The sequence below is a fragment of the Ruegeria sp. HKCCA5426 genome (genome assembly GCF_013034585.1).
In the GTDB taxonomy this organism is placed as follows: Bacteria; Pseudomonadota; Alphaproteobacteria; order Rhodobacterales; family Rhodobacteraceae; genus Ruegeria.
Genome location: NZ_WQGH01000005.1, coordinates 370,596 through 396,952, shown reverse-complemented (window position 1 = coordinate 396,952; position 26,357 = coordinate 370,596). Strand labels below are relative to the sequence as shown.

The following is a 26,357-nucleotide window of genomic DNA, read 5'->3' as shown; positions in this document are numbered from 1 at the left end:
TTTATGTCGAGGCACGCTCGACAATGGTAAATTCGACTTCCTTTGAGACCCCCGGGCCACTGCGCTCGCTATTGATGCGCGACATCAGACACTCGGCCGCGCGCCGACCAAGCTCAGCCTGCGGCTGCGCAACTGTTGTCAATGATGGATAGGCAAGGGCCGCGACAGGGATGTCGTCGAAACCCATGACGGCGACGTCACCCGGCACCGAAAAACCTGCAGTATGCAGCGCGTGCAGGGCGCCAATGGCCATGTAGTCGTTGACTGCAAAGATCGCGCGCGGACGCTCTGCGCCAGCAATAAGGGCCTGCGTTGCGGCGAACCCACCCTCTTCGTTAAGCGAGCGCGCTTCTATAGTCTTAACGTCACATCCACGATTGCCAGCTTCGCAAAGAAAACCGGCGACACGAGTTGCGCTCGGCTCTCCCGGTCCAGAAACGATTGCCAGCGGGCCATAGCCCTTTTCAATCAAGAATTTGGCCGCAGCGGCAGACGCCGCTTTGTTATCAACAAAAACATTGTCAACTGGAAGCGCGCCGCCGGATTTCTCAGAAATCTCAATTCGCGAAATTGCGATGCCTGAATCCAGAAGTGGCTCAAGGTCTGGCACACGAAGATTAAAAAAGGCACCGACGACACCGTCTACACGACCCGATTGCGCCCAATCAATAAATCTTCGCTCTCGGTCTGGTGCGCCTTCGCTGTCATAAATGATGATATCGTGATTGCTCTCTTCAACCACCTTGCGTACCCCGCGCACCAACGCCGGGTAGAAAGGGTTGGTCAGGTCAGGAACGACGCAGCCAATAGTATGCGTACGCCCGCTCTTTAGTGCCTGGGCGAAACGGTTTGCACGGTAACCAAGCACTCTTGCCGCCTCTTCAACGGCCTGAATTGTATCCATTGAAAGCGTCGCCCGCCCCTGTGGACTAAGCGCCAAAGAGACCGTTGCTTGCGAAACCTTCGCCAATTCCGCCACTTGTTTCTGTGTTGCTGCCACGCTTTCGAATCTCCATTTATACGTATTAATCAAGAATTCATACGAATAACTTGCACGAGTCCTCGCATGCGGTTCGGCCGCCAGTTGGGATAGTCCTACGCGATTGGCACTTATTTCTGCGCTGCGCAAAAACGGAAAAGATGCCTTCAACACAGGAGGCACGGGCCGGTCCCTTACCCTCTGAGGCAATAAGGGTCGCAGCTTAATTCCCACCGCAAATTGCCAGCCCACGGGATTTATTTGGCGATCTGTGATAGAGTGTCGTCCAGTTTATGGGTACCAGGATGTTACAATGTTTGAATACGGAATAGCGACGGACACTTTTACGGGCTCGGGTTCACGAAGTGGCGGCAGTAGCACAAACCTGTCTTATTGGGTCGGATATTTCGAACAAAACCCCGAAATATTAATTGCCTCGATTGTCGGAATTTTGCTGATCGCAAGGTACATTTTGGCCCGATAATATATGCTCGGCACAACAGACGGACATACGCAGGCTGACCGTTTTCAGTGGCTTTTCAGAGGGTGCTAAAAATGGCGATCCCGGAAGGACTCGAACCCTCAACCTGCTGATTAGAAGTCAGCTGCTCTATCCAGTTGAGCTACGGGACCGCTGCGCCCTTCTTGCGGTTTTTATGACCGGGGTTCAAGAGCCAAGCGCATGAAGGCGCTGTTCGGATCCTCTTTGTAGCCAAAGATTGGCCCGCAATAGGAATAACCTAACGACTCATAGAGTTTTCGCGCCGCGTCATATTCAGGAAGAATGTCTGCTCCGGTCTCCAGAACTAACGCAGTCACGCCCTCGGCCCGAGCGATTTCTGCCAAACGGGTCATCATAATGCGCGCCAGTCCCCGCCCCCGTGCCTCTGCCAGGACATGAACAGATTTGACTTCGGCCGTCCCATCCGGAAGCTCCTTTAACGCACCGCAGCCTACGGCCTGACCCCCGTCATACATCGCCCAAAACCGAATACCCGGCCCTGCCAGCCCTTCGGCATCCATCGTGTGATTGCTTTCAGCAGGACCTGCTGTTTTGCTGTGGGCAAAATGAGCCTGAACCACCGGACGCAGCGCCGGTGAAGTCGGGTCGGCCAGCCGAATGTCGATCACTCAGTGTGTCCAGGGAGTGCGCCGGTCGGTGGCAAAATTCTCACCATAGCCGCGCGATCGCAGGTTTGCTTTACGCTTGTGCGGCTCGCTGACCTGCGCGTCGATGCCGTTATCCTTGGCATAGTCCAACGCCTCTTCTTTGGTGTCGAACTTCAAACGCACCTGTGTCTGCGTGTCACTGGATGACGTCCAACCCATCAGCGGATCAACCTCACGCGCGGATGCCGGAGCGTACTCCAGTACCCACTTGCGGGTCTTGGCCATTCCCGAAGTCATTGCATTCCTTGCAGGCTGGTAAATCCGTGCGCGCATGTCGCCTCTCCGTACTCGCTTGGCTGAGGACGTTTATGCGTCAGAGCGCGCTCCGGGACAAGGTGGCAATTGTCGCGCCCATTCCCCTGCCTCTGATGACAACTATTGCCATCAGATTGGGCTAGAAAGAGCTGAGGTGCAGACAGAAAAAACGCAGCGCTTTGCCCAGAGCGCAACCGGGACATCACCGCCGAAACACTCAGCCCAGCCTCAAGCCGCGTAATGGGACTAGAATCTGGATCAGGCCTTGCAGTTGGACAAAATAAGAACAAATGTAAGGACCTGATCCGGAGCCCGCCCATGCCTTATGCCCATTCCGACAAGACCCAACTGACCGCCGAAGACGTCCGCGCGCGCCTGAAACTGGAAGGCGGCAAACAGTTCGTTATGCACACTGAATTCAATGCGGCAGGGGACCAACCCACAGCCATCAAAGAGCTGGCGGGTGGCGTTATGGACGGCGAGCGCGATCAGGTCCTGCTGGGCGCGACCGGGACGGGCAAGACCTTCACCATGGCCAAGGTGATCGAGGAAACGCAGCGCCCCGCCATCATCCTTGCGCCCAACAAGACACTGGCCGCGCAGCTTTATGGTGAGTTCAAGGGCTTCTTCCCCGAAAACTCGGTCGAGTATTTCGTCAGCTACTATGACTACTACCAGCCCGAGGCCTATGTGCCGCGCAGCGACACCTATATCGAGAAAGAATCGCAGATCAACGAACAGATCGACCGGATGCGCCACTCGGCCACGCGGGCGCTGCTAGAGCGCGATGATGTGATCATCGTCGCCTCGGTCTCGTGCATCTACGGTATCGGCTCGGTCGAGACCTACGGGGCGATGACGCAGGATCTGAAGGTGGGCCACGAGTATGACCAGCGGCAAGTCATGGCCGATCTGGTCGCCCAGCAATATCGCCGCAACGATCAGGCGTTTCAGCGCGGGTCCTTCCGGGTTCGGGGTGACTCGCTTGAGATCTGGCCCGCCCACCTCGAGGACCGCGCCTGGAAGCTGTCTTTCTTCGGCGAGGAACTGGAACAGATTACCGAATTCGACCCTTTAACCGGCGAACGAACCGCCACGATGGAGCAGGTGCGCGTCTACGCGAACTCGCACTACGTCACGCCGAAGCCCACCATGCAGCAGGCGATCATCGGGATCAAAAAGGAACTGCGCATCCGGCTGGACCAGTTGGTTGGCGAGGGCAAATTGCTGGAGGCCCAACGTCTGGAGCAACGCACCAATTTCGATCTGGAAATGCTTGAGGCCACCGGCGTCTGCAACGGGATCGAGAATTACTCGCGCTATCTGACTGGCCGCGCGCCGGGTGAACCGCCCCCAACCCTGTTCGAATTCATCCCCGACAACGCCATCGTCTTTGCCGACGAATCCCACGTCAGCGTGCCGCAGATCGGCGGCATGTACCGGGGGGACTATCGGCGCAAGTTCACTCTGGCCGAACACGGGTTCCGCCTGCCGTCCTGCATGGACAACCGCCCGCTGAAGTTCGAGGAATGGGACGCCATGCGCCCTCAATCCGTATTCGTCTCGGCAACCCCTGCCAAGTGGGAGATCGAACAGACTGGCGGCGTCTTCACTGAACAGGTGATCCGCCCTACCGGCCTTCTGGACCCCGAGGTCGAAATCCGCCCCGTGTCGATGCAGGTAGACGACCTGCTGGATGAGGTACGCAAGGTCACCGCCAATGGATTCCGCACGCTGGTGACAACGCTCACCAAACGCATGGCTGAGGACCTGACCGAATACCTTCACGAGCAGGGAATAAAAGTCCGCTACATGCACTCGGATATCGACACGATCGAGCGGATCGAAATCCTGCGCGACCTGCGGCTTGGGGCCTTTGACGTGCTGGTCGGCATCAACCTGCTGCGTGAGGGGTTGGACATTCCCGAATGCGGTCTGGTCGCCATTTTGGACGCGGATAAGGAAGGGTTCCTGCGGTCCGAGACCTCGCTGATTCAGACTATTGGACGCGCCGCGCGCAACGCCGATGGCCGCGTGATCATGTATGCCGACAAGATCACCGGTTCCATGGAGCGCGCCCTGAACGAGACCAACCGCCGCCGCGCCAAGCAGATCGCCTATAACGAGGAACACGGCATCACGCCTGAGACGGTGAAAAAGAATGTCGAGGACGTTCTGGCCGGGCTTTATGAAGGCGACGTCGATATGAACCGCGTCACCGCCACCATCGACAAACCGATGCACGGCGCCAACCTCGAGGCCCATCTGGACGGGTTGCGTGAGCAAATGCGCAAAGCCGCCGAGAACCTGGAATTCGAAGAGGCCGCCAATATCCGGGACGAGATCAAACGTCTGGAAGCCGTCGATCTCGCCGTCGCCGACGACCCCATGGCACGTCAGTGGGCGGTCGAGAAGGCGTCCGAAGACGCGGTGAAGTCGCGCGGACGTTCAACGGCGGGTAGGCCGGGGCAACGAGGTGGGAATGTGAAGCGGCGGAAGCGTTAAACTGTTAACAACGCAACTCAAAGTCGCAGCACTTGGCGTTGCTTGTTTCAACCGCCTTGCCTAACCGCAGTCTGTGGCTAGGTTCAAGGTATGCGAGCCATTCTGATATCACTGATCCTTAGCACGCCTGCCTATGCGTGGGATGCAACAGTTGGTCCAATTTGCACGCTTTCGCACGAGACCGGCGCGGCGAAAATATTTCTCACATACGATCCATCGAAACCACTTTATTCAATCACCGTGACCCAAACGAACTCTGTTTGGAAACAGGCCCCTTGGTTTGCAATGCGTTTTGAAGGCTCGTCCCCGATCGAGATTGCTACATCGCGCCATGTTCTATCCGACGGCGCAACTTCTTTGACCGTCACGAATACGGGTTTCGGAAACGTGCTTGATGGGTTGGAGTACAACCGCATAGCCTACGCATTCACGCAGGATCATGTGGCCACATTCTCGCTGGACGGCGCTGCTGACCCCGTGCGGGTTTTTCGTGAATGTGCTGGAGCGAACCTATCTTAAAGCATCCGGAACGCAACCATTCCTGACATAGTTCTCATTGCGTTTTCACAGCAATATGAATTAAGTGAGTAAGCCTCGAACGGTCTGAACCCGAGCGAGTGTTCCTCGCTCAGGTCAGTGTTCAGCCCTTATCCCAATGGGCAATCACATCATACCCAACCGGCGTCGGCGGGCCTTCCATGAATTCGGCGAAATGGCCCCACAGCTCTGCCACTTTCGGGGCATTCGCGTTCGAGGTCGCCTCGCTCTCGACCACGGAGATCACATAGCCCGAGCCGTCTTCATTCATCACATTCGTAAAGCTATGCATGCCGGGCATGCCCATGATTTCTGACTTCAACGCGTTCATTTTCGCCGTCGCGGCCTCGCGTGTGCCTGGCTTCATTTTGAATTGAGTAATACGTGCAAACATGACTTTCCTCCCTCGTCTGGCGAAATTGCCGTAGGGCGCGACCAAAACGATCCCGCCGCGCGCAAGGTAGCATGGCGGCGTCAAATCCCGTATTGATACTTGTAGATTCAGAGTGTTTTCAACCGCGCGCCGTACCCGAGTATGCAGCCTAACACTCCAAGGTTGCAGCCCAGCGCGTAGAGCCGACATGTTGCAGGACTGCCGCGCAGCTTAAACCCCCAACTCCGCCCGCGCCTTCTTAGTCAGTTTCGTCACCACAAGTTCATAAGACGTCACGATATGCTCGCACAGGGAGGCATCGCTCATCCCGCGTGCCTCGTAGACCTGAAGCCACTTCATCCCGCGCGAGGCCAAATAGGGCGCGGGACGGATGCCGGGTTGATCACTTAGCACCTCAAAGGCCAGATCGGTGGCTTTGAAAGTAAAGGCCTCGCGCCCCTCGTTCCAGCCACAGATCGCAAACACCTTGCCGCCCACTTTCCACACATCCGCATTGCCCCATTGCACAACATGGGTGGTCGCCGTGAGGCCCGCGCAAAAAGCGTTGAAGTCGTCTCGTGTCATATCAGAACCTTAGGGCCGAAGGAATTTTGCATTTCCAACCGCGCGACCAGCTGGTTCCGGTTGTGCTGTCTGCACGTCCTGGGGCGGTGCCGCCTGCAATTGCGGGTCACATGCAATTCCGTCGCCATCGGGGTCATTGCGCCGGTGATAGCCCGGCAACCCTTCAAAGAACGGTCCGGGTATGATGGCTTCAGCCGCTGGACAACCAGCCATAGCGATGAGGTGAAAAAGGGCTTCCTCCCGGCCGAATTCAGAGGTCCGTGTATAAACGGTTACCGCGATAGCCGCAGTCGTCACCGGCAGCATCAAAATCATGATCGCAATGCGCACGGGCGACAACGCGCGTCGTCGCACGGTATCGGCGCGCATGCGACGGGCCGGTGTATTCGGGTCTGTAAACAACTGTCGCGGGTGGGGGTCACGGGGCGGCATAGCTTATGATACATCGAATTTACGGCGAATCCGAGGCCCCCTCGCCGATACTTCAAATTAGGTGGATTCGTTCTGTGGCACGTCATACCAAGTTCCCGCGGCCATAGATGTCGCAAAACCTGACGCACCCTGCCAAAGGCGCAAGAATTGACATGTCGAACACCGATCCATTCCGCCCTGTTGACGAAACGGCCAGTCAGTTGGCCCGCGATCTTATTGCCAGTGCAACCTATGGCGCTCTGGCGGTTTTGCGGCCAGATATGCCGGCTCCGTCAGTGTCGCGTATCGCCATTGCCGCAGACGAAAATGGAACGCCGTTTACCCTGATCTCGACACTGGCAGATCATACCCGTGCGTTGCAGGCCAACCCCGTTTGCGCAGTTTTACTGGGTGCACCGGGACCAACCGGAGACCCTTTGACCCATCCGCGGCTTACGCTGCACGCAAATGCGGTATTTGTTGCGCGTGGTACGGATGAACATGATCGCCTGCGCGCGCATTACCTAAAGCTGCGGCCCAAGTCGAAGCTCTCTGTTGATTTTACCGATTTCGGCTTTGTGCGGTTTCGCATTTCAGACGGTCTGCTGAACGGCGGGTTCGGCAAGGCTTGGCGCCTTGCCCCATCGGACATATTGCCCGATCACCGCACCACGTGAACCGCGCAGGCCGCGTGGCGTACAACGTGGTTCGCCGTTGAACCAAGTAGCAAGTCCTGCATTCCTGGTCGGTGGGAGGCCATGATTATCAGATCGGGCTTATGCTCTTCGGCCCAGTCAAGAATGGTCCGCCCTGAATGCCCTTCGACCAATACACCATTGGCATTTGGCAGCTTCGCGGCCAGATCGTCCAATTCCGACTGCAGGGCCTTTCGTGCCTCGGCCAAATATTCGGGCGGCATGTATGAGATCGCATAACTGGGAATATGCTCGACCACATGCAGCAGGGTCACCTGCGCATCCGGCGTCGCCAGCACCTCGGCCAGTTTCAGGGGGCCGGATATATCCCGTTCTGCATCAAACGAAATCGGGACAAGAATATTGTGATACATGGTGCGCACCTCCGTTCAATTTACGATAAAGATGCGTCGCAACAGAACGTGCTGCTTTGATTTAAGTCACGATCCGCCAAATGTTTCGGCGACATCATACATAACCGGCTCAAAGCTTCTGCACAATTCGTTGATCTTCCGGTTGCGCTCCCGCATTTCCGGGGTGCGCAGCATGGCCAGAAAATCCTCGCGACGCGCCCATTGCGAGTAATTGGCGATTCTGGTCTGCGCGTCATTCACATGCAAACCCGCAGCAACAAAACCAGGTTGTTTCGAGATGAAATCCGCATAGGCGTCGGTCAAAGCCTCCAGCAGATCGTGACAGGTACCCGGGGTCATTTCAAAAGTGGTAATGACAGTCTGGACGCTTGCGTTCTTTGCAATCTTCGGCATCTGGATTCTCCCTTTTCCAATTGAACTTAACATAGGTTTCGGAAAGATCGCGGGTTTCCTTTGGCTTTTGCCCAAAGCTGCAATCATTGAAAATCAATACATCCTAACGATCCGTTAACTATGCTAACGGATGCTGCGCGAATGTGGCGGTTTGTTTACCTTCTTCTGCTTATGTTGTCGGCTTCCCCCGCGTTGCCCGGCCCGTGGCTTCGCAAGAGGGACAGTGCCTTTACCGCCGCATCTGTCACGACTTTCAAAGATGGGGACTATGGTTATGACTATAAGTCCGCGCTGTACGCTGAGTGGGGGTACAAAGATAACCTCACCCTTGGATTCGACTTTGAGGAAAACCGAGACCTTTACGGCCACGCAACCGTATTTGCGCGCCTGCCCTTGGCCACCTTGGGCGAAAAGGGAAGGTTCGCGGCGGAATTTGGCGTGGGCGTGCACCACCGCCATAAAGGAGCTTGGGCATTGTACAAGGCAACTTTGTCCTACGGCAAAGGCTTTCAGACCGGCTGGGGCAATGGGTGGGTCGCGGTCGATACCACGTTGGAATACCGAACCCACAATGCCCTGATCCGAAAACTAGATCTGACTGCAGGCCTTAAATCGCGACGCTGGGTTGACCCCTTGCTGCAGGTCGAAACCGCATATCGTTCCGGCGACGACCTATATTGGCGGGTGCGTCCGTCGGTCATGGTCCGCAATCCTGACAGTTCCACAACGTGGGTGCTGGGATTTGAACGCAATGATGCCCGTGATAACACAGGCATCAAGGTTGCGATCTGGGGAGAGTTCTGAGTGCACCGCGAACCACATGTGGAATTGCGGTTCAGTACTCCATGCGCACTATTGCCGACACTTGGCCTCGGACACCTTGCGCCCATCGCAGTTGGATTTGGTCCCCGTCAGAGCCCTGCTCCAAGTTGACATACGGTGTCGTGTAGACCGTCGACCCGAACGTGTTCTTCAGTTGCCCAATAATTGTAACGGCATCGCACCCGCGCGCCCGGCCACCAAAAGGCAGACGCCCTTGGGTTCCAATCGTCCAGACCTGCGAGGTCGAGCTTTTTGAGTATCGAAGCCGCAAAGGGTTTTCGACTTTTGCCGAAACGCCGTGGAACGTGTTGTCCTGAAACTTGACGTTAAGATGGGCATTTCGGTTCAGATCGGCAAAGGTCGTGTCCACTTGCTCCGCCCGGTTGATATTGCCGTTGGTCGAGCGGAACTTGTTGCCCGTCACCACGACACCGTTCAAAAAATGACCCGAACCATGGGGGCGAATAACGATTGGACTAAACCACGGGGCGACGTGTCTGGAATAAAAGATATTGTTCGTGATGGTCATGGCGCTGAAAGAGAACCCACCACTGTAGACCGGATTGGCGTCCCTTTCATTCGTCCATTGGACAAAGCAGTTGTCGACGTAATTCTCGGAAATTGTCGAGCTGTTATAAGTGCCGATCATCACGAGGCCAGCCGTGCGGACGCCCTGCGGAATACTGTCGCCCTGAAAGAAATGGTTTCCCAGAACAAGGTTGTTCGTACCCGCAAGAACTGCAAAGTGCAAAAAACGTACCGCCCGATTGTGGCGCAGCTTGATGTCGTTTGCTGTCGCGTTCAACGCGATGGATTTGCGGTCCGAAACATTGAAGGATTCCTCGGATGACAGGAATTGGCAATTGTCGATCAGCATGCCCTGACACCCGGTTCCGATAGACGTGATCCCACGGTCCTTTGGACGGCTGATAAAGCAATTGGTGATGGCGAATGTGCTGCCAGACGGCGCAAGGCGAATTGCACTGCAACGACCGTTGCACTGGAATTCAATCTCTTCCACTCCAAACTTGCGCAATGTGCTGAAGCCACTGAAATCGAGAAGGTACTTAAAGTCGACAAAGGTGAATGTCTGCGTGCCTGAGGCGTCATAAATCGGAGCGTTCAGCGTGATCTCGCCCGCGCCGACGTTTTTGGATCGCACGTAGATTTCGCGCCCGACACCGCTGCCCTGAACCAGCGCGCCCACCGGGATATTGGCCACATTGGCGACATTTCTCAGGCGTGTCGGATCCGATGGATTGTAGGTCGCCACTGACGTGAAAGTCTCGGTATCCCAGGCAGAGCTGTTTCTGACATCAAATTGGCCATTGCGGATCACCCGGCGCGTTGAAAACCCGGCTTGTTTGTTTGGAACTGCCGCCGCCATATCAATTGGCCCGGTGATCGCGACTTTTCTGCCGCCAAGATCAAGGGACTCATGGTCGGAATTGTTCAACAAGGCTTGAAACGCCTTTTTGAAAGCAAGCTCTTCATCACCAAACGCCGAGATGTAGGCGGGCAGATTGTAGTTCTTGGTCAAAAGCAACATCTTGTCGTCAGGCATGGTGACGGTGCCCTCGAATTCCACCTCTGACGACAGGGTCACGCTCTGCGCCAAAAAGTACGTACCTTCGGAGACAAAAACACGTCGCCCGTTGGCAGCCTGATCTGCCGCCTCGAATGCGTCAGTGTCGTCAGTAACACCATCACCTACGGCGCCAAAATCCCGCACATCGACTAGGCTGATCATGTCGCGCAGGAATACACCCGTGACATCCTCGATCTCGATATCGTCGACTCGGGTAACCGAACCGTTCGCGCCTTCGATATCCAGCCCGAAATGCCCGTAGATCGCCTGAATACCCCAAGGCATGTCCACACCGGCGCGCTGGCCAGTGCCCACAATGGCCGTAACCTCGTGCACCGTGCCGTAGCCCGAAAGCTGCGTTGCCGAACCTTGTTCGACCACTCTGGCGACATGGGCATCCCCAGCACCACCTGCCCAGGCTGCGATACGGACTTCGGGCAAAGGACCACTGATTGCTTTGACCCGCGCCTTGATCTGCAAGTAACAGCCCGGCAGCAGCGGTGTTTGCCCCATATATCGCAGCTTTTGCCTCGGGCTTACCTTCAGGATTTCAAGACAGCCGCCAAAATCTGCATCGGCGGGGACAAACGCGCCCGTGCCTGAACCGTCATATGTCGGCGATCCGGGCGTTCCGTCGCCGCTGGACCAAACATTGAGGCCATTTGCGAAAGCAGGCGGCATGAATACGATGCCGTCGGTGATTGCCTTGTTCATAGAAATCCCTTTCCCACTAGCGCTACGGCAGGTCACCGTGCGCATAAACCCAGTGCCCGAGAGCCATGCCCAAGCGCGAAATCCTGAGTATCGGAAAGGAATTAATCGCCCATCACGCCTCCGTAACGGAGGCGTTGCATCAGGCGGACGGGTCGGAATTTCCAAGCAATTGGACGCCGTTGATCTTCCACCCGCTTTCAAGCTGGATCATTTGATAATCAAGGATATGGGCACGCCCATCCCCATCGACGATCATCACCTTCTGCCACAAAGCTCCGGCCACTTCGCGCAGCTCCAAAAACCTTACTTCGGACGGTCGCCAGACCATCGGATAGCCATTTCGCACCATCGCCCCGAAATTCTCGGGCGTGCGAAATATGTTCTGAATATTCGGGCTGGCAAAGGTAAAGGCGGTGACGAAATCATCCGCTTTGAACGCCTGAATCTGGGCTGCGATATTGGCCTCGATCTCGGCATCCTGAGCGGCACCGCTCGTGACCAGCCCAACACTGAAGGCTACGGCAAGAATAATACGGCGCATGGGGCCACCTCCTGATCCAAGAGTAGCCCCATGCGGTATTAGGTCAAATCAGACCAGTTCTCCGGCCAGCGCCTTGTCGATCAAGGCAATCGTTTCCGGCACGCCATACAGCGCAATAAATCCACCAAAACGCGGCCCTTGAGAGGCCCCCAAGAGGACTTCGTACAGGGCGGTAAACCATCCCCGCAGAGGGTCGAACCGATCCCGCCCGATGGCATAGACCACGGATTGCAACGCCTCATCTTCGATCGGACCGTCATAGTCTGCAAGCGCGGCTTTAAGCGCTTCCAACGCCTCGCGCTCTTGATCTGTAGGTGCACGATGTTGGCGGGTTGGCTTGACGAAATCGTTGAAATAGCGAACCGCAAAACCTGCCGCCTGATCAAGGTCAGGATGCGTTTCGGCCGTGGCTTCTGGCGCGTAGCGACGGATAAAGCCCCACAACGCCTCTTTGTCCTCGGCGCCGGACACAGACGCAAGATTCAACAACATCGCAAACGATACCATCAGCGTTGATTCAGGAACGTCGCCGCCGTGGATATGCCAAACGGGGTTGTTCAACTGCGCCTTCAATTCTTGCCCCGGATAGGCCCGCAACTGCTGGTGATACTCATCCACCGCTTTGGGAATGACATCAAAGTACAGACGCTTGGCCGTCTTGGGCTTTTGGTACATGAAATACGACAGGCTTTCGGGCGCGGCGTAGGTCAGCCACTCCTCCATCGACAAGCCGTTGCCTTTCGATTTCGAGATCTTCTGCCCCTGCTCATCATTGAACAACTCATAGCTCAGCGACTCGGGCGGCTGTTTGCCCAGCGCCCGGCAGATTTTCGACGACTGCGTGACCGAGTCGATCAGGTCCTTGCCCGACATCTCATAGTCCACGCCCAACGCGGCCCACCGCATCGCCCAATCCGGCTTCCACTGCATCTTGACGTTGCCACCAGTGACCGGGATTTCGACCTTTTCACCGTCGGGTTCCTGATAGACGATCGTCCCCTTGGCCACGTTACGCTCTAGCGTGGGAACCTGCAGAACGTGGCCGGTTTTCGGGCTGATCGGCAGGAAGCAGGAATAGGTCTCGCGCCGCTCGACCCCAAGGGTCGGCAGCATGATTTCCTGAATCTTCTCGAACCGGTCCAAGGCCGTCAGAAGCATCTCATCAAACTTGCCGCTGGTATAGTAATCGGTGGCCGAAGCGAATTCATACTGGAACCCGAAGCTATCCAGAAAGTCACACAGCATCGCGTTGTTGTGTTGCGCGAACCCTTCATGCGTCCCAAACGGATCGCGCACTTTGGTCAGCGGCAAGTGCAGGTCTTCTTTCAACTCTTCCTGCATTGGTACGTTGGTCGGCACTTTGCGGAAACCATCCATATCGTCCGAGAAACAAATCAGCTTGGTGGGAATATCGCTGATCTGCTCAAACGCGTGACGCACCATCGAAGTCCGGGCAACCTCGCCAAATGTTCCGATATGCGGCAGGCCCGACGGTCCATACCCTGTCTGGAACAGTACATACCCCTTTTCCGGAGCGCCCTTCTGATAGCGTTTGAGCACCCGGCGCGCCTCTTCGAAAGGCCAGGCCTTGGACGACATCGCGGTTTCACGCAGTTCAGACATTATTCGACAAGCTCCATCGGGAAAAACAGTACCGGTCACCGCACGCAACCGACCGGCCCCTCCTATTGTGCCGGTGCAGCATGAGTCAATAAAGGCTGGGGTTTTTCCTGACGGGAAAGCCTGGAAACGCGGGATCACTCGGTCAGTTGATCCAGTTTAGCCGCCCAAATGAAATCATTCTCGCTGAGCCCGCCAATTTCGTGCGTCGTCAATTTGACATCTACATACCCCCAGCCAAACGCGATATCCGGATGGTGGCCCTGTTGATCCGCAAGCCACGCACAAAGATTGGCCAAATACGTTGCCTTGGCAAACCCCTTGAACGCATAGTGGCGGCTCAGCGTTTTTGCGTCTGCGCCCAGTTTCCAGTCAGAGGCAAGCTCAGCCATATGCGTATTGGCCTCATCAGCCGTCAAAGGTGGGATTCCTCCAGAACAGGGCACACAGGTCCGGCCTGATAGCCTGCACGTCTCTCAAGATAGGGTCATTTTCACTCACTCCGCTGCAGTTACTTTTTCCGGAAATTTGTTCGGCAGCAGCCCAAGGGTCTGCGCTTGCCGTACATCAGCCAACAGGTCTCGGTCGGCGGCCTCAAACAGGTTTTCGGGCGAGTTTAGCACGAAATAGCCCATTTGATGCATGTCGATCCGATAAGGGGTACGCAGGATCGTAAGAACGTCGAACGGATCCCGGTCAGGTATGTCGCTTTCCACGGCATAGACCAACTCTGTCGGCGACGAGGCAAGACCCGATCCAAGCGCCTTGATCTGGCCGTTTTGACGGCGCAAACCAAATTCGATCGAGAACCAGTAAAGGCGGATCAGCCACGAATAGTCCTTTGCACCGGCCTGAACACCGGCCTTGCCAATCGCATGGCTAAAGGCGGCGAAGCGCGGATCACTCAGCAAGGGAGTATGGCCAAAGATCTCATGAAAAATATCGGGCTCTTCGATGTAATCAAAATCCACGCGCGAGCGGATAAAGGATGCGGCTGGGAAAACGCGGTCGGCCAACATACCAAAAAAGGTTTTGAACCCGATCAGGGCAGGCACCGGCTGCACCCGCCAACCGGTAAGGTCCAAAAGCCGCTCTGAGATTGCGGCGCAAGAAGGTACGGACGTTTTCGGCATATCCAGACGAGCCAACCCGTCCAGGTAATCCTGAGCCATATAACGTTGAACATTTGCCTCTTGAGCTGCGTAGAGATCGGCCCAAACGGCGTCCTCTTCTGGCGTATAGGCAATATGTCCGCGCGCATCGGCGACTTTGGCGACGTATTTGGTCGACTTCGGCATCACGTTTCCTCCTCAAGAGAATTTTAGCTACGTCGACAGAGGGAATTGGTTTTGATTCATCCGAAAATTTCGATATTTTGGCAGATACATGTCGAAAAAATGAAAAATATGACACGAAATCTTCAAACCGCCGATATCGCCATTCTGCAAGAGCTTCAGGCCGATGGTCGCTTGTCCATGCAGGAGCTTTCTGATCGAACAGGATTATCCGCGTCACAATGCTGGCGGCGCGTGCGAGATCTAGAGGCCGTCGGTATTATCGCAGGCTATACGGCTCAGATACGCGCCAAGTCCGTTGGGCTGAACGCAATCGCCTATGTCCATGTAGCCCTGCGCGAACATCAGGAAGACAGCATCAACGCCTTCCTGCGCCTGATCGAAACCGAACCGCAAATTGTCGAGTGCGCCTCAATTACCGGGGATCACGACTTTATCCTCAAGGTCTATGCCAAAACCCCCGAAGAGCTTGAGCATTTCATCATGCAACGCCTTTTAAAATCCGGTTTGGTTCGCGACACGCGCAGCAATTTTGTGCTGCGCCAGACAAAAACACGCGGGCCTTTGCCCATTCTCTAACAGCGGCAAAGCAAAATCCGTTGAACCTGCCTGCCAGCCCTCCTATCGTGCGGATGCAGAAAGCCTAATCAGGACGACACCATGACCGATCAAGTACCTCATCCTATGTCCCCCCAAGATTGCCTTGTCGCGATCATGGTTGCGATCTCTGCCTCTGACGAAACCATACGCACTGCGGAACTGGTCAAAATCGAAGGCGCGGTGAACATGCTGCCGGTCTTTGCCGAATACGACATCGACCGGACACGGCGTGTTTCGCAAATCGTATTTGACCTGTTCGAACAAGAAGACGGGCTGGATGCGCTTTTCGGTCTGATCCGGGACAACTTGCCCGAACGCCTGCACGAAACGGCCTATGCTCTGGCTTGCGATGTTGCCGCGGCTGATGGATCTCTTGCGGAAACCGAGCTACGCCTGTTGGAAGAAATCCGGTACGAACTGAACATCGACAGGCTGCACGCCGCCGCAATCGAACGGGGCGCACGGGCGCGTCACACCACCTGATTTCAACTGCCGTTCAGGGTTCCCCAACGCTCGATCAAGGCGCGCTGTAATCTGCGAGAACGACTGTTCCAACTGCGCGCGCCCTGCGGACGCTCGCGCTGGGCCCGTGGGATCGTGGCCCGATGATCAACATCAGCCGTGAAGATGGCGAACGCCAGTTCGGACCCATCCGGCGTCGTAATGAATCCGCCCAACCCGGACACAAAATTCAACGTCCCGGTTTTGGCGTCCACCTTGATCGGGTGGTCCTTGACTGGGCGCCCCTGGCTGTCTGCCAAAGTGAACTTTTTTAACAAGGGCCGAAGGGCACCGGTTTTTTGGGCTTCGATCAGCGCCTTGACCAAATCTTCCGGAGCGACACGGGACGCATCACCAAGGCCCGAGTGATCGACCATGGCGATCCCGTTTACACCATATGTCTCGGCAGCCCAGCGGTTCATCTCTGCTGCTGAGTCCGGTAAGGTCTGAAGGTCTGCGCCCCGTGCTTTCGACGCTGTCATTCCAACCAATTCAGCGGTCAAGTTGGTCGAATACTTCAGCATCCCACGAAGAATACTGTCAAGCGGATCACTTAGATGAACAACCAGGTCCGTACCCTGAGGCATCTCGCGCGTGACCTGAACGCGGTCCAGTACGATCCCATTAGACCGGGCCAGTGTTCGGAAGACATCACCCGCGTAAAGGGCGGGCTTGCGAACAGGTAACCAACGCGCGCCCCCATTGCCCAATGCGGCCTTGGCGACAGTCCAACGATCCTGCCGCGCGCTTGGCTCATAGGTATAGATCGGAGTCTTGCGCCCCTCGACCCGCATAGTCGCCATATCGACCGCTGGATTATACCGCGCGCTTCGTGCGTCCATCGCAATGTCGTAGTCCGTCCCCTCGCGCTTCCATTCAAAATGTACCCGGTTGAAGTTAAGAGATATTCCACTGATGGCCGGGCTATAACCCAAGTGATCCGGCTGACCGGGGTCAATGCTGAACACGTAGGGCAAGGCTCCGTCATACACCTTGAACGCGCCGCGCACTTCGATGACACCCGCCTCACGCAGATTAGCCGCCATCGTCGCCAGCGCATCAGTGTCCAACAGCGGATCACCACCGCCAACAAGAACCAAATCGCCTTTCAGGACACCATTTTCAACCGGCCCGTCCGCAACCAGTTTTGTTTCGAACCGATAGTCAGGACCCAAAACATCCAATGCATAAAGGGCCGTCAAAGCTTTGCCCACGCTGGCCGGGGGCAAACCCAGATTACCGCCAACCGCTTCCAGCTTGGCCCCGGTTTCCACATCGGCAACGGCAAAGGCAACTTCACCTTTCAGACCGGCTGCTTTGATCAGGCGCTCCGCCCCGTTGGGCTGCGCTCCGCGAAGCTGCGGTCTCAGCGATACTTCGGGCGGATAACCGAAGGCCGCAACGGGGACAAAGGCGGCGCCAAGCCCTCCTAAAAACTTACGACGTGAAAAACGATCAGCCATGGGTCAATTAAAATCCCAGAGATCACAGGCGCACAACCGGTCACAGATCATTATGCGCCCTCTGGGGCTATTCGGGCAACACCTCATTCGCCCAAGCGCCCCGAGACCGCAGATCGGTTGAACTGACATGGACCATCGGCACGTTCACGAAACACCACGCCGGGGCCTCAGCCCGCCCAAGCAAATGCCGCGCCTGCCCGTCGATCCGATGCTTGGAATAAATCCGCGCCGCAGGCGACATTCGGGCAGATATCCGGTCACCCGGGCGCGCGACAACGCCAACGGGCACACTGTCCATGATCAACCGCCAATCTTTCCACCGATGGAACTGAGCCAGATTATCAGCCCCCATCAACCATACGAACCGGACCCCAGGATAAAGCTTCTGCAATTCCATCAGGGTATCTGATGTCGCCCGCGTACCAGTAAGGGTCTCGATACCCGTAACCGCAACGCGAGGGTGCTGCATAACTTCACCCGCAGCCGCAAGCCGGCGCTCCAACGGTGCGGGCCCTTGATCTTTCAACGGGTTTCCCGGCGTCACCAGCCACCAGACCTGATCCAAACCAAAGGCTTTCATCGCTTCAAGCGTCACATGCACGTGTCCCTGATGTGGTGGATCAAATGACCCGCCAAACAGCCCAACGACCTGCCCCGGCCGCGCAAATGGAATATCGTGTCGAAACATCCCTTGCTGTTGTTCAGAACTGTGGCAGCTTGTCAATCAACAGGTTTCACTGCATCCCCCAGCTTGACCCGCCCGGGCCGGACCGCTTCTGCACACCAACCGCCGTGTCCACGCACGGCAGAGTATCCGCCCTTGCCCAGCGCCTCTTCCATCCGGCTGCACGGCGCACAGATCACGGTAAAGCGCAAGATGGCCTCGCCCACCTGCACCTCACGCCCCTTGAGCGCGACCAGATTGATCCCCGAAACCACCAGATTGCGCCGCAGGATTTTCGGCGTAACCGGCCCGCGCCCCAAATACGAGCCAATCGCGGCCAGATGTTCCTGCTGAATTAGCGTGACCGCCCGCTTGCCCGCGCGACTGCGATCACCTGAAAGCCCTTCGTCAGAAATAAAGACTTCATTTTTCTGAATCATTTCTGAACGGCGATCCGGGCGCAATCCGATCCATTCGATCCGGCCGGGAATTGCCCAACCCGCAATTAATTCCGCCAATTCGCTCAATACACAGCCCTCGGTCGCTCCTGTTCGTTTACCCCGCGATATTTCCAAATGAAATTCACAAAGTCACCAGCTTGCCCCGCCCGCCTTGCTTGGATATCTAGCGGTTTAACCTGATTTCCCCGACCCAGAGGACGCGACATGGCCGCCTATCAATATGTCTACCACATGCAGGGTGTCTCCAAGACCTATCCCGGTGGCAAGAAGTGCTTTGAAAACATCCACCTCAGCTTTCTGCCCGGCGTAAAAATCGGTGTCGTCGGCGTCAACGGCGCGGGTAAATCGACGCTGATGAAAATCATGGCCGGCCTCGATACGGACTTTACTGGCGAGGCTTGGGCCGCCGAGGGTGCAAAGGTCGGTTACCTGCCGCAGGAGCCACAGCTCGATGAATCGCTGTCCGTGCGTGAAAACGTCATGCTGGGTGTAGCCGCGAAAAAGGCCAAGGTTGACCGGTTTAACGAAATCGCCATGGAGATCGCCGAGAATTACTCGGACGAGCTGATGGAGGAAATGACCACCCTGCAGGACGCGATCGACGCGGAAAACCTCTGGGACCTCGACAGCCAGATCGACGTCTCGATGGAGGCGCTGCGCTGCCCGCCGGACGATGCCAATATTACCAACCTCTCGGGCGGTGAGAAGCGCCGCGTGGCGCTCTGCAAACTGCTGCTGGAAGCACCCGACATGCTGCTGCTGGACGAACCGACCAACCACCTGGACGCCGAGACCATCGCCTGGCTGCAACAGCACCTGATCGACTACAAAGGCACCATCCTGATCGTCACCCACGACCGCTATTTTCTGGATGACATCACCGGCTGGATTCTGGAGCTCGACCGTGGCCGCGGCATTCCCTACGAGGGCAACTACTCCGCTTGGCTGGAACAAAAAGCCAAACGGCTGGAGCAGGAAGCCCGCGAGGACAAGTCCAAGCAGAAGACCCTGCAACGCGAACTGGAGTGGATGCGCCAGGGTCAGAAGGCCCGCCAAGCCAAATCCAAGGCCCGGATCAACGCCTATAACGAGCTCGCCGAGCAGTCCGAACGCGAAAAGCTGACCCGTGCCCAGATCGTCATCCCCAACGGCCAGCGCCTTGGCGGCAAGGTGATTGAGGTCGAAGGTCTGTCGAAACACATGGGCGACAAGCAACTGATCGAAGGGCTGGACTTCGCCCTGCCTCCCGGCGGCATTGTCGGCGTCATCGGCCCCAACGGTGCCGGTAAATCGACCCTTTTCAAGATGCTGACCGGTCAGGAACAGCCCGACAGCGGCACTATCACGCTGGGCGACACGGTCGAGCTGTCCTATGTCGACCAATCCCGCGACGACCTTGCCGACAACGACACCGTGTGGGAGGCGATCACCGGCGGAGCCGAGATCATCCAACTGGGCGACGCGCAGGTCAATTCCCGCGCCTATTGCTCGTCCTTCAACTTCAAGGGTGGCGACCAGCAGAAGAAGGTCTCATTGCTATCCGGCGGTGAGCGCAACCGCGTCCACATGGCCCGTCTGCTGAAAGAGGGCGGCAACGTCCTGTTGCTCGACGAACCCACCAACGACCTCGACGTCGAAACCCTGCGCGCGCTGGAAGACGCCCTGGTCGATTTTGCCGGTTGCGCCGTGGTCATCAGCCACGACCGCTTTTTCCTCGACCGGATTTGCACGCATATTCTGGCGTTTGAAGGCGACGCGCATGTTGAGTGGTTCGAGGGCAACTTCGAGGATTACGAAGAGGACAAAAAGCGCCGCCTGGGACCGGACGCGCTGGAGCCCAAGCGGTTGAAGCATAAGAAGTTTGCTAGATAATCGGGCACTCCATTAAAACCCAACCACAAAAAAGGGTCGACCAATCTTGGTCGACCCTTTTTTAGTCAAATGAGAATGTAGTTATGATTTTCGCGGGTTGAGTGGATTTATCAAAGCGATCTGCGGGCAGTAACTTACGGTCGATTAATCCGGGTAAAGCCTTGTCAATTTGGCCAAGATGTTTTGGCTTTATACGATTTTTCTTACAGGCGCCTTTTTCATTCCAGAGGCGGTAGGAAATGCCACTGGAAATCGCCGCAGCGATGACTCTTGGTGCTATAGGATTGGCGGTGACCGTTCCTTTGTCCTCCAGGCCTTTTATTGCTTCAACCGCAATCCGCACACTTTCTTTGAATGTCACGCTCTCCATCTTTTGCTCTTCTGCGGTCGCGTCATTGTCATTCAAGCATTTACGAGCGACAAAAAGCCAATCATGGAGCATATAAGCCGGCGCGTAACCCCACGGCGAAAACCCTTTCAGCGCTTGGGCGGCTTTGGGAATTGATCCGCCATCGGTGTACATGATTTGCGGCCGAATCTCGGGAACCGTAGCACGGGGATCATGGCGTTCCATACGCAAAGGGTCTTTGTTCGGCACGAAAACGAAGGTACCGTCGCCTGATCCTCTTTGGGTTTCATCGACCCACAGAAGAGTTAGGGAACCTTTAATTTCACCTGCCGCGATGTCATCGTAGTTCACATGCGTGCAAGCTGACGTAACAAATAGAATTGTCGACAAATACCTAAACAACCTGCTCTCCAATCACGTTTTGATTTCCACCTAGCAAACAGTGAGGCCGCTAATTTTGTCAGGAAAAATACTGTGGAATGTTAATACCAGAGCTCCGACCATCATTAAGCTTTTTCTGAACAAACCAAACTCGACGAGTTTTTCGACGTACTCAGAAATCATACACCCTTGCCACACGCCCACCCCAATGCCATATCCAAAGGGCTTACGTTTTTCTATTTCGACCTACTGTCTCCTTCTACGGCGCTCAGTCACTCGATCCAGACCGACGACGCCAGGCTGCCGCATCCACGTGGGCAGCACTAAACAGGAGACACGGATATGCCTGCAGGCACCGTTAAATGGTTCAACACCACCAAAGGCTACGGCTTTATCGCACCCGAAGATGGCGGCAAAGACATCTTTGTGCACATCTCGGCCGTCGAACGCTCGGGCCTCACCGGTCTGGCCGACAACCAAAAAGTCACGTACGAACTGCGCTCGGGTCGTGACGGCCGCGAAAGCGCTGACAATATCGAACTGGCGTAAGCCGTTCCAAGGGCAGGGATAATCCCCTGCCCTTTTTCTTTTTCGACTTGTTTTTTCGACCGGCGGCACCACGGCGATACTGTGTCCGCAGGAATACATCACTTTTCGGTTACTCTGTCCCGGTGATTGACCGGATCGGATATCATTCAACATTATCGTTATGATTTCCGTGTTAATTTGAAGAGAACCACCATGTTCACACGTCGCACATTCGTTACCACAGCCGCAGCCACCTGCTTGATCCCCGGAATGGCCACGGCAAAGAAAAAAGCCGTCGAATACGATCCCACGCCGCAATATGTGCGGATCAAGAAAGAATTTCTGCCGGGCCAGTTGTTGGTGGTTCCGCGCTCATTCTACCTCTACTACGTCACCGAACCGCGCAAGGCCATTCGCTATGGCTGCGGTGTCGGCAAGGCCGGGCTGGAATTCACCGGAACCGCTACGATCGACGTCAAGAAAGAATGGCCCACCTGGCGGCCGACCGAAGAGATGATTGAACGGGAACCAAGGACATATGCCCGCTTCAAGGACAACGACTATGTCCAACCGGGTGGGGGCGACAATCCATTGGGTGCCCGCGCTCTTTATCTGTTCCAGAACGGAGTCGACACCTATTTCCGAATTCACGGAACGACACAGCCGCAGACGATCGGAACAGCGGCCTCGAACGGGTGCATCAGAATGCTGAACGCGCACGTCATCGACCTGTACGAGCGTGTTCCGGTCGGAACCGTTGTGACGGTGGTCTGATCAGTCGTTGATCTGGTTCACCAGGTCCAGAACACTTGGGCCGATCGCCTCGACAATCAGAGAAACACCCTTGGCGTTCGGGTGGATGCCGTCGGGCTGGAGGTACGCGCGGACGGCATTCGGATCGCCCTCTGCCACCAATCCCGCAAAAAAATCTGGAGCGTATCCGGTCTGAAACTGTGCGGCCAGATCGGGGTAAATTGCGTCAAATTCTGACTTATATGCCGCGCCGTAATTTCCCGGCGCTTGCATGCCGACCAGCAGGACCTCGACCATTGCGGCATCCGTGGCCTGCAAGATCGCTTCGAGGTTAGAGCGTGACACGGCCGGGGCGATCCCCCGCAACAGGTCATTCCCACCCAATGCGACGATCATTCCGTCCACCTCGGGCGTCAGGGTCCAACCGACACGCGACGCCCCACCCGCAGTGGTATCGCCGGACACTCCGGCGTTAATCAGCCGCACGTCGGCCCCTTTGTCCCGAAGCCAGCTTGAAAGCTGCGGAACAAATCCCTCCTGTTCGGGTAACCCATAGCCTTGGGTCAACGAGTCGCCCAAAGCCGCGATCACAACGGTTTCGGCTGTGACCGCAAAGCCGCAGCACGCAAACGCGCCCGACATCAAAGCCTTGCGCAAAATCCCAACCGCTCCATATCCCAATTGACCGCCTCCGATTGGATTGACCTATGACATCACCAGTACTCTCGCTTCAAAATGCTGCTTTGTCGCTGGATGGCAATGCCGGTCGGGTGGATATTCTGCACGACATCAATTTATCGGTAAACAAGGGGGAAACGCTGGGTCTGGTTGGCCCGTCCGGGTCGGGCAAGTCGTCATTGCTGATGCTGATGGGCGGGTTGGAGCAGGCAACAGGCGGCAGGATTACCGTGCTGGATCACGATCTGACCGACATGGATGAAGACGCACTGGCCCGTTTCAGGCGCAGCGCGATGGGTGTTGTTTTCCAGAACTTCCACCTCATCCCCTCGATGACGGCCTTAGAGAACGTCGCCACGCCGTTGGAACTGGCCGGACATCGCGATGCCTTCTCGCGGGCAGAAACGGAACTAGAGGCCGTCGGGCTGGCGCATCGTCGGGATCACTACCCCGCGCAACTATCGGGCGGTGAGCAACAGCGCGTCGCCCTTGCACGCGCCGTCGCGCCGCGCCCTCAGATATTGCTGGCCGACGAACCCACCGGAAATCTGGATGAAGCAAACGGTACTGCGATTGTTGACTTGCTGCTCGACCTACGGGATCGACATGGCGCCACCCTCATACTGGTCACACACAGCCACAGCTTGGCCCAGAAATGTGACCGGGTGATCCGGTTGCGCGACGGGCGCATAACCGAAGACACGCAGCAAGAGGCCGCAGAATGAGCCTGCGCCTTGCCGCGCGTTTGGCGCGTCGCGAACTGCGCGGTGGGCTGCGGGGGTTTCAAGTATTCCTCGCTTGTCTGGCGTTAGGGGTCGCGGCAATCGCCGCAGTCGGATCCGTTCGCCACGCCATCCAGACTGGACTGTCCAAAGAAGGCGCGTCCCTTTTGGGTGGCGATGCCCAGTTGGAGTTCACCTACCGCTTTGCCAATGACGACGAACGCGCCTGGATGCAGAAAACGGCAGAAGCCCTGTCCGAGGTCGTAGATTTCCGCTCAATGGCCGTTGTCCAGTTGAACGGCGAAACGCAACGCGCCCTGACACAGGTGAAATCTATTGATGACGCCTATCCGCTTTTGGGGTCGCCCGTGTTGGAGCCCGAGATGCCGCTCTCGGTCGCGATGGATGGGCAAGGGGTACTGCCTGGTGCCGTCATGGATCGAATTCTGATCGACAGGTTAGGTTTGTCGACAGGCGACCGAGTTACGCTTGGAACTCAGGACTTTGTATTGATGGCAGCCCTGCTGCATGAGCCGGACGGGGCCGCAGACGGGTTTGGGTTGGGGCCGCGAACGATGGTCCGCACAAAGGATCTTCAGTCGTCTGGACTGCTGGCACCGGGAACGCTGTTTTCAACAAAATACCGGTTGGAGCTGCCGCAAGACGCTGATCTCGGAACGCTATCGGCAAGTGCACAGACGTTCTTTGACGGAACTGGCATGCGCTGGACCGACGCACGAAACGGAGCACCGGGAATTTCCGAATTCGTCGCCCGACTAAGCGCCTTTCTGGTTTTGGTCGGGTTGTCCGGTCTGGCAGTCGGCGGCATCGGTGTTTCCGCCGCAGTGCGCGCTTATCTCGCCCAGAAAACCGAAACAATCGCAACCCTACGGACATTGGGCGCAGATAAAGCAACCATCTTTCAAACCTATATGATCCAGATCGGTATCCTGTCCGGCATTGGCATCGTGATGGGCCTGATATTGGGCGGAGTTGCGCCTCTGGTCTTGGCGCCTTTGATCGAAGCCCGCCTGCCTGTACCCGCTGTTTTTTCACTCTACCCGCAGCCCTTGGCAGAGGCCTCGCTCTACGGGCTTTTGACTGCCTTTTTATTCACACTTTGGCCACTGGCCCGAACAGAAGAAGTCCGCGCCGCAACCTTGTTTCGCGATGCCCTGACCTCGGCAAGGGTTCTGCCCCGCCCAGTGTATGTGATTGCGACTGGCATTGGTCTGGTGCTGCTGATTTCAGCCGCAGCGTGGTTCAGCGGGTCCGCGCGCCTGACGCTGTGGACCAGCGGAGGGTTGATTGCCGCGCTACTTCTTTTGTCGCTTTCTGCACTGGGTGTCCGTAGGCTTTCACGCCTCGCGGCGAAACCGGCCCGTGGTCGCCCCGCCCTACGCTGGGCGCTGGCCGCGATTTCCAACCCCCGCGAAGGCGCAGCTTCGGTCGTGTTGTCCTTGGGATTGGGTCTTTCTGTATTGGCGGCAGTCGGACAAATCGACGGGACATTGCGCAATGCAATCTCAGGAAACCTGCCGGACGTGGCACCATCCTACTTTTTCGTCGACATTCAGAAAGACCAGATGCCCGGCTTTTCTGACCGATTGTCAAAAGATTCAGCCGTCACCCGCGTAGAGAGCGCACCGATGCTGCGGGGCATCATCACCCAGATCAACGGACGCCCGGCGCGGGACACAGCTGGTGATCATTGGGTTCTGGATGGCGATCGCGGCGTGACGTATTCGGCGCTGCCCTCAAAAAACACACGGATTACCGCAGGCCAATGGTGGCCAGAAGATTACTCGGGCGGCCCCCAAGTCAGCTTTGCAGCCGAAGAAGCCGAGGAAATGGGCCTAAAGCTCGGTGATGAACTGACGGTCAACATTCTGGGGCGTGATATTACGGCCAAATTAACCTCACTGCGTGAAGTAGATTTCTCGACCGCAGGAATAGGTTTCATCATGTCCATGAACCCGTCAGCCCTTGCCGGTGCACCGCATAGTTTCATCGCCACCGTCTATGCCGAAGAACAGGCCGAAGCCGCCATTCTGCGCGATCTGGCCGGGCAGTTTCCAAATATCACCGCGATCCGCGTGCGCGATGCGATCGACCGAGTGTCGGGCCTCTTGGCAGGTCTGGCGGCGGCAACGTCTTACGGGGCAGGTGTTTCGCTACTGACAGGCTTTTTGGTGTTGATCGGCGCAGCCGCCGCAGGCGAACCCGCCCGCAGGTATGAGGCCGCAATCCTTAAGACACTGGGCGCCGACAGACGCCGCATTTTGCTGAGCTTTGCCCTGCGCGCAGTACTTCTGGGGGCTGCGGCAGGCTCCGTCGCATTGCTGGCCGGTGTTCTGGGGGGATGGGCCGTGGCGACATTCATCTTTGACGCGGATTTTACCGTTATTTGGCCTTCGGCCATCGGCATCGTACTGGCCGGTATCTTCGTGACCCTGGGCGCGGGCCTTGTCTTTGCCCTGCGCCCCCTTGCGGTGCGCCCGGCCCGCATACTGCGAGCCAGCGATTAA

General features: G+C 56.7%; 29 protein-coding genes and 1 tRNA gene. 11 read left to right on the top strand and 19 right to left on the bottom strand.

The features are described 5' to 3' along the window. Nucleotide 1: 1 nt before the first annotated feature. From GOV87_RS11425 to GOV87_RS11410, 4 genes are all read right to left on the bottom strand, one after another. Complete coding sequence (locus GOV87_RS11425) at nucleotides 2-1,129, bottom strand: LacI family DNA-binding transcriptional regulator (protein ID WP_217360831.1); 1,128 nt, start codon at nucleotides 1,127-1,129, stop codon at nucleotides 2-4. A gap of 406 nt (nucleotides 1,130-1,535) precedes the next feature. Further along, a tRNA-Arg gene (locus tag GOV87_RS11420) sits at nucleotides 1,536-1,612 on the bottom strand. 21 nt (nucleotides 1,613-1,633) lie between these two features. Continuing rightward, entirely contained in the window at nucleotides 1,634-2,110 is a 477-nt protein-coding gene (locus GOV87_RS11415) for a GNAT family N-acetyltransferase (protein ID WP_171211828.1), read from the bottom strand. Continuing rightward, nucleotides 2,111-2,422, bottom strand: coding sequence for an ETC complex I subunit (locus GOV87_RS11410; RefSeq protein WP_171122403.1), 312 nt, complete (start codon nucleotides 2,420-2,422; stop codon nucleotides 2,111-2,113). A 300-nt stretch (nucleotides 2,423-2,722) separates the two neighbouring features. Here GOV87_RS11410 and uvrB point away from each other — a divergent pair, with 300 nt between their 5' ends. After that, entirely contained in the window at nucleotides 2,723-4,909 is a 2,187-nt protein-coding gene (uvrB, locus tag GOV87_RS11405; RefSeq protein ID WP_171211827.1) for an excinuclease ABC subunit UvrB, read from the top strand. A gap of 90 nt (nucleotides 4,910-4,999) precedes the next feature. Continuing rightward, the gene (locus GOV87_RS11400; protein WP_171211826.1) at nucleotides 5,000-5,428 is read left to right on the top strand and encodes a hypothetical protein; all 429 of its coding nucleotides are present in this window, start codon (nucleotides 5,000-5,002) and stop codon (nucleotides 5,426-5,428) included. Between the two features lie 121 nt (nucleotides 5,429-5,549). Here GOV87_RS11400 and GOV87_RS11395 read toward each other — a convergent pair whose 3' ends face one another. From GOV87_RS11395 to GOV87_RS11385, 3 genes are all read right to left on the bottom strand, one after another. Then, nucleotides 5,550-5,840 carry an antibiotic biosynthesis monooxygenase gene (locus tag GOV87_RS11395; protein WP_170772381.1) on the bottom strand — a complete coding sequence of 97 codons (291 nt, stop codon included), beginning with the start codon at nucleotides 5,838-5,840 and terminating at the stop codon, nucleotides 5,550-5,552. 210 nt (nucleotides 5,841-6,050) lie between these two features. Beyond that, on the bottom strand, nucleotides 6,051-6,404 hold the full coding sequence (locus GOV87_RS11390; RefSeq protein WP_171211825.1) for an MmcQ/YjbR family DNA-binding protein: 354 nt from the start codon (nucleotides 6,402-6,404) through the stop codon (nucleotides 6,051-6,053). Nucleotides 6,405-6,413: 9 nt separating this feature from the next. After that, nucleotides 6,414-6,710 carry an excalibur calcium-binding domain-containing protein gene (locus GOV87_RS11385; protein ID WP_371813497.1) on the bottom strand — a complete coding sequence of 99 codons (297 nt, stop codon included), beginning with the start codon at nucleotides 6,708-6,710 and terminating at the stop codon, nucleotides 6,414-6,416. A gap of 278 nt (nucleotides 6,711-6,988) precedes the next feature. Between GOV87_RS11385 and GOV87_RS11380 the strand changes: the two genes are divergently transcribed. Continuing rightward, nucleotides 6,989-7,492, top strand: a complete 504-nt coding sequence (locus GOV87_RS11380) for a HugZ family protein (protein ID WP_171211823.1) — start codon at nucleotides 6,989-6,991, stop codon at nucleotides 7,490-7,492. Here GOV87_RS11380 and GOV87_RS11375 read toward each other — a convergent pair. Together GOV87_RS11375 and GOV87_RS11370 are read right to left on the bottom strand one after the other, a co-directional pair. Beyond that, nucleotides 7,477-7,884, bottom strand: a complete 408-nt coding sequence (locus GOV87_RS11375) for a universal stress protein (protein WP_171122417.1) — start codon at nucleotides 7,882-7,884, stop codon at nucleotides 7,477-7,479. The two genes, GOV87_RS11380 and GOV87_RS11375, sit on opposite strands and share 16 nt — an antisense overlap. A gap of 66 nt (nucleotides 7,885-7,950) precedes the next feature. Beyond that, nucleotides 7,951-8,277: an antibiotic biosynthesis monooxygenase gene (locus tag GOV87_RS11370; protein WP_171122419.1), complete on the bottom strand. Its 327-nt coding sequence runs from the start codon at nucleotides 8,275-8,277 to the stop codon at nucleotides 7,951-7,953. Between the two features lie 141 nt (nucleotides 8,278-8,418). On the opposite strand from GOV87_RS11370, the gene GOV87_RS11365 reads away from it, so the two are divergent. Next, a complete protein-coding gene (locus GOV87_RS11365) occupies nucleotides 8,419-9,081 on the top strand; it encodes a hypothetical protein (protein ID WP_171211822.1) in 663 nt (220 codons plus the stop codon). A gap of 31 nt (nucleotides 9,082-9,112) precedes the next feature. On the opposite strand, the gene GOV87_RS11360 is transcribed toward GOV87_RS11365, so the two are convergent. The 5 genes from GOV87_RS11360 to GOV87_RS11340 form a co-directional block, all read right to left on the bottom strand. After that, a complete protein-coding gene (locus tag GOV87_RS11360) occupies nucleotides 9,113-11,401 on the bottom strand; it encodes a glycosyl hydrolase family 28-related protein (protein ID WP_171211821.1) in 2,289 nt (762 codons plus the stop codon). Nucleotides 11,402-11,540: 139 nt separating this feature from the next. After that, nucleotides 11,541-11,942, bottom strand: coding sequence for a DUF4864 domain-containing protein (locus tag GOV87_RS11355; RefSeq protein ID WP_171122423.1), 402 nt, complete (start codon nucleotides 11,940-11,942; stop codon nucleotides 11,541-11,543). Between the two features lie 48 nt (nucleotides 11,943-11,990). Then, a complete protein-coding gene (locus GOV87_RS11350) occupies nucleotides 11,991-13,565 on the bottom strand; it encodes a lysine--tRNA ligase (RefSeq protein WP_171211820.1) in 1,575 nt (524 codons plus the stop codon). Between the two features lie 134 nt (nucleotides 13,566-13,699). After that, entirely contained in the window at nucleotides 13,700-13,981 is a 282-nt protein-coding gene (locus GOV87_RS11345; protein ID WP_254447355.1) for a 4a-hydroxytetrahydrobiopterin dehydratase, read from the bottom strand. 78 nt (nucleotides 13,982-14,059) lie between these two features. Continuing rightward, a complete protein-coding gene (locus GOV87_RS11340) occupies nucleotides 14,060-14,860 on the bottom strand; it encodes a phenylalanine 4-monooxygenase (protein WP_171124563.1) in 801 nt (266 codons plus the stop codon). Nucleotides 14,861-14,968: 108 nt separating this feature from the next. Between GOV87_RS11340 and GOV87_RS11335 the strand changes: the two genes are divergently transcribed. Beyond that, a complete protein-coding gene (locus GOV87_RS11335; protein ID WP_171211819.1) occupies nucleotides 14,969-15,436 on the top strand; it encodes an Lrp/AsnC family transcriptional regulator in 468 nt (155 codons plus the stop codon). 81 nt (nucleotides 15,437-15,517) lie between these two features. Then, nucleotides 15,518-15,940, top strand: a complete 423-nt coding sequence (locus GOV87_RS11330) for a tellurite resistance TerB family protein (RefSeq protein WP_170427104.1) — start codon at nucleotides 15,518-15,520, stop codon at nucleotides 15,938-15,940. A 2-nt stretch (nucleotides 15,941-15,942) separates the two neighbouring features. Here the strand turns inward: GOV87_RS11330 and dacB are convergent, their stop codons facing one another. The 3 genes from dacB to GOV87_RS11315 form a co-directional block, all read right to left on the bottom strand. Beyond that, nucleotides 15,943-17,421 (bottom strand): D-alanyl-D-alanine carboxypeptidase/D-alanyl-D-alanine-endopeptidase, encoded by a 1,479-nt coding sequence (gene dacB / locus GOV87_RS11325; RefSeq protein WP_171211818.1) that lies wholly within the window; start codon nucleotides 17,419-17,421, stop codon nucleotides 15,943-15,945. A 67-nt stretch (nucleotides 17,422-17,488) separates the two neighbouring features. Continuing rightward, complete coding sequence (locus GOV87_RS11320) at nucleotides 17,489-18,109, bottom strand: nicotinate-nucleotide adenylyltransferase (RefSeq protein WP_171211817.1); 621 nt, start codon at nucleotides 18,107-18,109, stop codon at nucleotides 17,489-17,491. A 32-nt stretch (nucleotides 18,110-18,141) separates the two neighbouring features. Next, a complete protein-coding gene (locus GOV87_RS11315; protein ID WP_171211816.1) occupies nucleotides 18,142-18,612 on the bottom strand; it encodes an MOSC domain-containing protein in 471 nt (156 codons plus the stop codon). Between the two features lie 138 nt (nucleotides 18,613-18,750). On the opposite strand from GOV87_RS11315, the gene ettA reads away from it, so the two are divergent. After that, nucleotides 18,751-20,418 carry an energy-dependent translational throttle protein EttA gene (gene ettA, locus GOV87_RS11310; RefSeq protein WP_171211815.1) on the top strand — a complete coding sequence of 556 codons (1,668 nt, stop codon included), beginning with the start codon at nucleotides 18,751-18,753 and terminating at the stop codon, nucleotides 20,416-20,418. A 61-nt stretch (nucleotides 20,419-20,479) separates the two neighbouring features. Here the strand turns inward: ettA and GOV87_RS11305 are convergent, their stop codons facing one another. Next, the gene (locus tag GOV87_RS11305) at nucleotides 20,480-21,118 is read right to left on the bottom strand and encodes a hypothetical protein (protein WP_171211814.1); all 639 of its coding nucleotides are present in this window, start codon (nucleotides 21,116-21,118) and stop codon (nucleotides 20,480-20,482) included. A gap of 372 nt (nucleotides 21,119-21,490) precedes the next feature. On the opposite strand from GOV87_RS11305, the gene GOV87_RS11300 reads away from it, so the two are divergent. Continuing rightward, entirely contained in the window at nucleotides 21,491-21,697 is a 207-nt protein-coding gene (locus tag GOV87_RS11300; protein ID WP_170378838.1) for a cold-shock protein, read from the top strand. Nucleotides 21,698-21,889: 192 nt separating this feature from the next. Continuing rightward, nucleotides 21,890-22,450, top strand: a complete 561-nt coding sequence (locus GOV87_RS11295) for a L,D-transpeptidase (RefSeq protein WP_171122443.1) — start codon at nucleotides 21,890-21,892, stop codon at nucleotides 22,448-22,450. Here the strand turns inward: GOV87_RS11295 and GOV87_RS11290 are convergent, their stop codons facing one another. After that, nucleotides 22,451-23,071 carry an arylesterase gene (locus GOV87_RS11290; protein ID WP_171211863.1) on the bottom strand — a complete coding sequence of 207 codons (621 nt, stop codon included), beginning with the start codon at nucleotides 23,069-23,071 and terminating at the stop codon, nucleotides 22,451-22,453. It abuts the gene before it with no gap. 65 nt (nucleotides 23,072-23,136) lie between these two features. Between GOV87_RS11290 and GOV87_RS11285 the strand changes: the two genes are divergently transcribed. Together GOV87_RS11285 and GOV87_RS11280 are read left to right on the top strand one after the other, a co-directional pair. Further along, nucleotides 23,137-23,832 (top strand): ABC transporter ATP-binding protein, encoded by a 696-nt coding sequence (locus tag GOV87_RS11285; protein WP_171124545.1) that lies wholly within the window; start codon nucleotides 23,137-23,139, stop codon nucleotides 23,830-23,832. Next, a complete protein-coding gene (locus GOV87_RS11280) occupies nucleotides 23,829-26,357 on the top strand; it encodes an ABC transporter permease (RefSeq protein WP_171211813.1) in 2,529 nt (842 codons plus the stop codon). The genes GOV87_RS11285 and GOV87_RS11280 overlap by 4 nt, the downstream gene beginning before the upstream one ends.

Coding starts and splice junctions, on each gene's coding strand:
- GOV87_RS11300 (WP_170378838.1), top strand. CDS start 21,491: ATGCCTGCAGGCACCGTTAAATGGTTCAACACCACCAAAGGCTACGGC.
- GOV87_RS11395 (WP_170772381.1), bottom strand. CDS start 5,840: ATGTTTGCACGTATTACTCAATTCAAAATGAAGCCAGGCACACGCGAG.
- GOV87_RS11400 (WP_171211826.1), top strand. CDS start 5,000: ATGCGAGCCATTCTGATATCACTGATCCTTAGCACGCCTGCCTATGCG.
- GOV87_RS11355 (WP_171122423.1), bottom strand. CDS start 11,942: ATGCGCCGTATTATTCTTGCCGTAGCCTTCAGTGTTGGGCTGGTCACG.
- GOV87_RS11350 (WP_171211820.1), bottom strand. CDS start 13,565: ATGTCTGAACTGCGTGAAACCGCGATGTCGTCCAAGGCCTGGCCTTTC.
- GOV87_RS11365 (WP_171211822.1), top strand. CDS start 8,419: ATGTGGCGGTTTGTTTACCTTCTTCTGCTTATGTTGTCGGCTTCCCCC.
- GOV87_RS11385 (WP_371813497.1), bottom strand. CDS start 6,710: ATGCTGCCGGTGACGACTGCGGCTATCGCGGTAACCGTTTATACACGG.
- dacB (WP_171211818.1), bottom strand. CDS start 17,421: ATGGCTGATCGTTTTTCACGTCGTAAGTTTTTAGGAGGGCTTGGCGCC.
- GOV87_RS11320 (WP_171211817.1), bottom strand. CDS start 18,109: ATGTTTCGACACGATATTCCATTTGCGCGGCCGGGGCAGGTCGTTGGG.
- GOV87_RS11360 (WP_171211821.1), bottom strand. CDS start 11,401: ATGAACAAGGCAATCACCGACGGCATCGTATTCATGCCGCCTGCTTTC.
- GOV87_RS11330 (WP_170427104.1), top strand. CDS start 15,518: ATGACCGATCAAGTACCTCATCCTATGTCCCCCCAAGATTGCCTTGTC.
- GOV87_RS11380 (WP_171211823.1), top strand. CDS start 6,989: ATGTCGAACACCGATCCATTCCGCCCTGTTGACGAAACGGCCAGTCAG.
- uvrB (WP_171211827.1), top strand. CDS start 2,723: ATGCCTTATGCCCATTCCGACAAGACCCAACTGACCGCCGAAGACGTC.
- GOV87_RS11335 (WP_171211819.1), top strand. CDS start 14,969: ATGACACGAAATCTTCAAACCGCCGATATCGCCATTCTGCAAGAGCTT.
- GOV87_RS11295 (WP_171122443.1), top strand. CDS start 21,890: ATGTTCACACGTCGCACATTCGTTACCACAGCCGCAGCCACCTGCTTG.
- GOV87_RS11375 (WP_171122417.1), bottom strand. CDS start 7,884: ATGTATCACAATATTCTTGTCCCGATTTCGTTTGATGCAGAACGGGAT.
- GOV87_RS11340 (WP_171124563.1), bottom strand. CDS start 14,860: ATGCCGAAGTCGACCAAATACGTCGCCAAAGTCGCCGATGCGCGCGGA.
- ettA (WP_171211815.1), top strand. CDS start 18,751: ATGGCCGCCTATCAATATGTCTACCACATGCAGGGTGTCTCCAAGACC.
- GOV87_RS11280 (WP_171211813.1), top strand. CDS start 23,829: ATGAGCCTGCGCCTTGCCGCGCGTTTGGCGCGTCGCGAACTGCGCGGT.
- GOV87_RS11410 (WP_171122403.1), bottom strand. CDS start 2,422: ATGCGCGCACGGATTTACCAGCCTGCAAGGAATGCAATGACTTCGGGA.
- GOV87_RS11290 (WP_171211863.1), bottom strand. CDS start 23,071: ATGTCGGGCGCGTTTGCGTGCTGCGGCTTTGCGGTCACAGCCGAAACC.
- GOV87_RS11285 (WP_171124545.1), top strand. CDS start 23,137: ATGACATCACCAGTACTCTCGCTTCAAAATGCTGCTTTGTCGCTGGAT.
- GOV87_RS11390 (WP_171211825.1), bottom strand. CDS start 6,404: ATGACACGAGACGACTTCAACGCTTTTTGCGCGGGCCTCACGGCGACC.
- GOV87_RS11370 (WP_171122419.1), bottom strand. CDS start 8,277: ATGCCGAAGATTGCAAAGAACGCAAGCGTCCAGACTGTCATTACCACT.